General features: G+C 58.4%; 6 protein-coding genes and 1 pseudogene. 2 read left to right on the forward strand and 5 right to left on the reverse strand.

All coding sequences use genetic code 11. The annotated features are described in order from the left end of the window. Positions 1-382 (forward strand): DinB family protein (locus tag ABIZ35_RS09435; protein WP_348219639.1); only part of this gene is annotated, 382 nt, incomplete at its 5' end. Positions 383-569: 187 nt separating this feature from the next. Here ABIZ35_RS09435 and ABIZ35_RS09440 read toward each other — a convergent pair. Continuing rightward, complete coding sequence (locus ABIZ35_RS09440; RefSeq protein ID WP_348219640.1) at positions 570-1046, reverse strand: VOC family protein; 477 nt, start codon at positions 1044-1046, stop codon at positions 570-572. 143 nt (positions 1047-1189) lie between these two features. Further along, the gene (locus ABIZ35_RS09445; RefSeq protein WP_348219641.1) at positions 1190-1579 is read right to left on the reverse strand and encodes a helix-turn-helix domain-containing protein; all 390 of its coding nucleotides are present in this window, start codon (positions 1577-1579) and stop codon (positions 1190-1192) included. A gap of 119 nt (positions 1580-1698) precedes the next feature. Between ABIZ35_RS09445 and ABIZ35_RS09450 the strand changes: the two genes are divergently transcribed. After that, positions 1699-2448 carry an SDR family oxidoreductase gene (locus ABIZ35_RS09450; RefSeq protein ID WP_348219642.1) on the forward strand — a complete coding sequence of 250 codons (750 nt, stop codon included), beginning with the start codon at positions 1699-1701 and terminating at the stop codon, positions 2446-2448. A gap of 71 nt (positions 2449-2519) precedes the next feature. On the opposite strand, the gene ychF is transcribed toward ABIZ35_RS09450, so the two are convergent. From ychF to ABIZ35_RS09465, 3 genes and pseudogenes are all read right to left on the reverse strand, one after another. After that, complete coding sequence (gene ychF / locus ABIZ35_RS09455; protein ID WP_348219643.1) at positions 2520-3620, reverse strand: redox-regulated ATPase YchF; 1101 nt, start codon at positions 3618-3620, stop codon at positions 2520-2522. Positions 3621-3724: 104 nt separating this feature from the next. Then, positions 3725-4129 (reverse strand): DUF302 domain-containing protein, encoded by a 405-nt coding sequence (locus ABIZ35_RS09460; RefSeq protein WP_348219644.1) that lies wholly within the window; start codon positions 4127-4129, stop codon positions 3725-3727. 19 nt (positions 4130-4148) lie between these two features. Then, a pseudogene (locus ABIZ35_RS09465) lies at positions 4149-5125 on the reverse strand (zinc-dependent alcohol dehydrogenase family protein). Positions 5126-5329 lie beyond the last annotated feature (204 nt).

Here is a 5329-nt window from a genome sequence, read left to right on the forward strand (position 1 = left end):
GCTGCTGAGCGTCGGCGAGCTTGCCGGACATGTGGCTTATTGGCAGGGCGTGTGGGTCACGGGTGGGGGCGAGGATCGGCCCGACCTGGCGACGCTTCCGATCCAGAGTCCGCTCTTGGATCACGGGTTCCGGTACTACACCTCCAATGTGACCGAGCCGTACAGCTTGGAATTGAGCACCGCCCAGGTGCTCGAAGAGCTCATGCTGGTGCATGAGGCGGCGAAAGCCGCGGTAGCCGACAAGGAGAAAGACGAGGCGTGCCCGGGTCAGTGGGGGACTTGGGGGAACATCGTCCAATACCAGGCTTTCCACGTGGCGTATCACACGGGCCAGGCGTACTCGGTCCGGCACCTGATGGGGCATGAGACGGAGGATAACTGAGGGCGAATCGCGTTAGCACGTGCGACAACCTGGCGCAGGGTCTTTCCCGGTGCTGGGGCTCGGATGACAAGATCAACGGCATAGAGGTGTTTCAACACGGGCTTACCGCCGACCTCGATTTGCAGTCGATCGGCGGATACCGAGTATTTGGCGATGAAGTCCCTGGGCACCACCCGAGGCTCTGGCTTCAGCCTCGACGCGCGGCTTCGATCTTGGCGATATCGATCTTTTGCATCTCCATCATCGCGTCGAACGCTCGCTTGGCGGCGGCGCGGTCTGGGTCGGTGAAGGCCACGGTTAGGGCTACGGGCGTGATCTGCCAGGATATTCCCCACTTGTCCTTGCACCAGCCGCACATGCTCTCTTCGCCGCCGTTGCCGACGATTGCGTTCCAATAGCGGTCGGTTTCTTCCTGGTTGTCGGTGGCGATCTGGAACGAGAACGCTTCGCTTTGCTTGAACGTGTCCCCGCCGTTGAGGCCTAAGCACGGGACGCCGCATACGGTGAACTCGACGGTCAGGACGTCGCCTTGCTTGCCGCCGGGAAAGTCGGATGGCGCGCGGTTCACCGCGCCGACGGTGCTGTCGGGAAAGGTCTGCGCGTAAAAGTTCGCGGCCCCTTCCGCGTCGTTGTCGTACCACAGGCAGATTGTATTCTTGTTCATCGTTGATATCCTCTCGTTGCCGCCAGCCAGTGAAAAAGTACCTTGCGCCATTGATTGTACCCTCTGGCGGGCGTATGAGGCATCGTATGGATCGGCCCTGCACAGCGCTTCGTCAGCGAGGGCGCTTGTGTCTATCATCTCAACTAACTATCGATGGCCGCTGCGGCCCGTTTTCGCTTGAGAGCACAGTTGGAGCGCGTTGGATCGTCGAGATCAAGGATGTGAGCCATGTTTTTCTTTCCCCATTCGCAGAGAGGATGACACGCCTCGGCAAGCGTTTCCCCAAGCTCCGTCAGTTCATACTCTACTTTCGGCGGCACTTCTTTATGGTCGATCCGCCTCACAATGCCGTCATCGGCCAGCTCTTTGAGATCCTGGATGAGCACTTTCTCACTGACGCCGCCCACCATGCGGCGAAGTTCTCCAAAGCGCTGCTTACCCGTCATGAGGCGCCAAATGATCAGGAATTTCCATTTACCTCCCATCAGCGATAGAGCTGCTTCAAGACCATTGGAATAGCTGTCTTTCTTCATTGTTGACCTCACACTTGACACTTACTTTTAGGTAAGTACTTGTATTTTTGTTTCCTTAACGGATAGTATACAACATACTCAAGGTCAGGTGTGCCGGTTTTCTACAAAGGAGATAAAATATGTCAGCGCTTAGTGGTAAGGTCGCCGTCATCAGCGGCGGAAACAGCGGTATCGGGCTTGCCATCGCCCAGCGGTTCGTGGAGGAGGGGGCCTATGTGTTCATCTTCGCTCGTCGTCAGGAGGCGCTCGACGAGGCGGTGCAGCTCATTGGCTCCAACGTCACGGCGATCCAGGCGGACGCGTCCAAGCTTGCGGATCTCGACCGCGTCGCCGACGCTGTCCGGAGTGCTCAAGGCAAGGTGGACATCGTCGTGTCCAACGCCGGCTTCACCGAGCCGATGCCGCTGAACGAAATCACAGAGGAGCATTTCGATCGCACGTTCGACTTAATGGCCAAGGGGCCGCTGTTCCTCGTGCAGAAGATGCTGCCGATGATGGGCAGCGGAGGGTCGATCATTCTCGTGTCCTCGGCCATGCACTACATGGGCCTGGCGAACCACTCGACCTATGCCGCCACCAAGGCGGCGGTGCGTTCTTATGTCCGAACCTGGGCGGCCGAATTCAAGGACAGCGGCATCCGCGCGAACCTCCTGAGCCCGGGCCCCGTCGACACCCCGATCATCGACGCCCAGGCGACTACGCCCGAAGGCGCCGACGAGATTCGTAAGATGTACGCCAACTACACTCCCATGCTGAGAATTGGGCGTCCCGAGGAACTGGCGGCGGCCGCGCTCTTCCTTGCCTCGGACGAGAGCTCGTTCATGACTGGATCCGACATGGTCGTCGACGGCGGCGTCAGCAATGTCTGACGCCGTCTTCTTTAGTCTGAGAATAAAAAAACCGCCTTACAGATACCATGATCTGTAAGGCGGTTTTCACTCTAAGCTTTGAATCGGAAATGCAACACGTCGCCGTCTTGCACGACATACTCTTTGCCTTCCAAACGGAATTTACCAGCCTCTTTTGCGCCCTGTTCGCCGTTAAACGCAATGTAGTCGTCGTACGCGATGGTTTCCGCCCGGATAAAGCCCTTTTCAAAATCGGTATGGATGACGCCGGCGGCGGCGGGGCCTTGCATGCCTTTGATGATCGTCCAAGCGCGGGTTTCTTTGGGGCCGACAGTGAAATAGGTGACGAGATCAAGCAGACGGTAGCCGGCTTTGATAATCTGCGCCAAGCCGGTTTCCGCGAGGCCCAGTGACGACAAGAAGTCTGCTTTGTCTTCGGCGCTAGGCAGCGTTGAAATCTCCGCTTCGATACGCGCGGAAATCACCACGCAAGGCGCGTTCTTCTTCTTCGCCATCTCTACAACTTTGGCGGAGAGCGCATTGCCGTCAGCGGCGCTGTCTTCATCGACATTGCAGACATACATCACCGGTTTGGAAGTGAGCAGCTGCATCATCTCGAGATGACGGCGCTCGCTCGCGTCGTTGATTTCGGTCATGCGCGCCGGGTGACCTTCGGCGACGACTTGCAGCACACGCTCCATGACGGCGACTTGCTCCGCCAGCTCTTTCTCGGTCTTCGCTCTTTTCTGCAAAGCGGGCAGGCGCTTCTCCAAGCTTTCGAGATCCGCCAGCGCGAGTTCCGTTTCGACGATATCGGCGTCGCGCATCGGGTCGATACTATTTTCCACATGAATGATGTTGCCATCTTCAAAGCAGCGAAGCACATAAATAATGGCGTCCACTTCGCGGATGTGCGCCAGAAACTTGTTGCCCAATCCTTCGCCCTTGCTGGCGCCGCGCACCAGTCCGGCAATATCGACAAATTCAAGCTGGGTTGGGATGATCGCGGCGGACCCGACGATGGCCGCCAGTTTTTCGATGCGTTCATCCGGCACGCCGACGCGTCCCACGTTGGGCTCAATCGTGCAAAACGGATAGTTGGCCGCTTCCGCCTGCGCGGTGGAGAGCAACGCATTAAACAGAGTGGATTTGCCGACATTGGGCAACCCGACGATACCGCATTTAAATCCCATTCGATGATTCTTTCAGTGACGCTTGATGAGGTGAAGTTGAACTATTCGCCTCAGTATACCTCGAAAAGGAAAAGCCGCCTTGCGAATATTAACATCTGTTTGGGTTAAGGCGGCGTCCCATCCGGCCAGATCGTTTCGCACAAAATGCGCTGGGCGGGGTCCAGTCGCGTGGCAAGCTCCTCGGGAACCCCGGCTTGCCGGAGCATGGGCGCGGCTGGGTGGAAGGCGATCAGCACCTGACCTTTTGCGTCCTGGCGCACCAGCACGCGGAGCGGCAGATCGAGAGCGGCCAGGGGCGCTTCCAGCATGATGGGAGTCCCTCCTCGGGGGCTGCCGTAGAGCAGCACGACTGTTGGCGGCATTTCGAGCCCGAATTCCCGTGCGCCCGCCGCGTGGTCGATGCGGGCAAACACGGACATCCCGCCCTTCGCAATCTCTTGTTCCAGCCGTTCGAGGGTCGCCTCGAATCCCAGACTGCTGACATGTTCCGTGATTGATCTTTCCATCATCTTTCCTTGCCGCTTTTCTTCAAAACTCGACAACGACCTTTCCCAAAGCGCCGGCCGCGACCAGAGCGTGCGCGTCGCCGATGTCCTGGACCGAAAAATGCTGTTCGCTGAGAAGAGGCTTGAGCTTCCCGCCCTCGGCGAGAGCGGCTGCCTGGGTGAGTATTTCGCCATGGCGCGCTCGGTATTCGCCGGTGAGAAGTGGGAGCAGGGTGAACACACCGGAGTAGGTCCCCCCGCGAAAAGAGAGCGGGCCAGCGAGTGGGATCCCCAGCCAAGGCAGCTCACGACATGGCCGGTGTAGCGCTTGATCGCGCCAAATGACGCGTCCAGTGTGGAGCCTCCCACAGTGTCATAGACAATGTCAAAACCGGCGCCTGCCGTGCTCGCGGCGACGTATTCTTCCACGGAAGTGGAACGGTAGTCGATAGGGATCGCGCCGATGTCCTCCACAATAGACATCTTGTCCGGCGAGACGGTTGCGAAGACCTTCGCTCCGTAGGCAAGCGCAAGCTGGACCGCGACATAACCGACGCCTCCCGCTCCGGCGTGGATAAGCGCTATGTGGCCGGTGTGGACTTTGGCGCGGTCCACCAGTCCTTCCCAGGCAGTGATCGTCACCAACGGAAGCGCCGCCGCCTGTCGCATGGAGAGGTTCCTGGGCTTATGTGCGATCAAGTCCACATCGACAGCGACAAACTCCGCGAGCGTCCCTGGCAGCTCACCGACGCCCCCCACCATGCCATAGACTTCATCCCCCGGCTGGAAGGCAGTGACGCCGGTGGCGACTTCTTCGACAGTTCCGGCCATATCCAGGCCGAGTACTGCTGGGAGCGGCTGCTTGGCGTGCGCCGCCTGGCCCGCGCGAATCTTGGTGTCCAATGGGTTTACGCCGCTGGCGTGAACCCTGATCAGAGCCTGGTTCATTTTCAGCGTCGGACGCGGCGTATCCCTCTTCCGAAAGTCTCCATTAACTTCTTCGATCCAGTAGGCCTGCATAACACCTCCATTATTCTCGTCGTAGTTTGGGCTCAAACAGTTCGAGGCGCCTAACGAATTGTCAAGTTCATTCAGTGATCCCTCTGTGTCTATAATAGGTGAGACAGTTCGCTACACTAAATGCAATCCGTATCGAGGGCGGAGAATGGTCAAATCCGTTGGATTCTCACACCTTCAATGGTCGGCACGAAAAAGAAGATCGAC

Origin of the sequence: Capsulimonas sp., assembly GCF_039929585.1 — a bacterium.
In the GTDB taxonomy this organism is placed as follows: Bacteria; Armatimonadota; Armatimonadia; order Armatimonadales; family Capsulimonadaceae; genus Capsulimonas.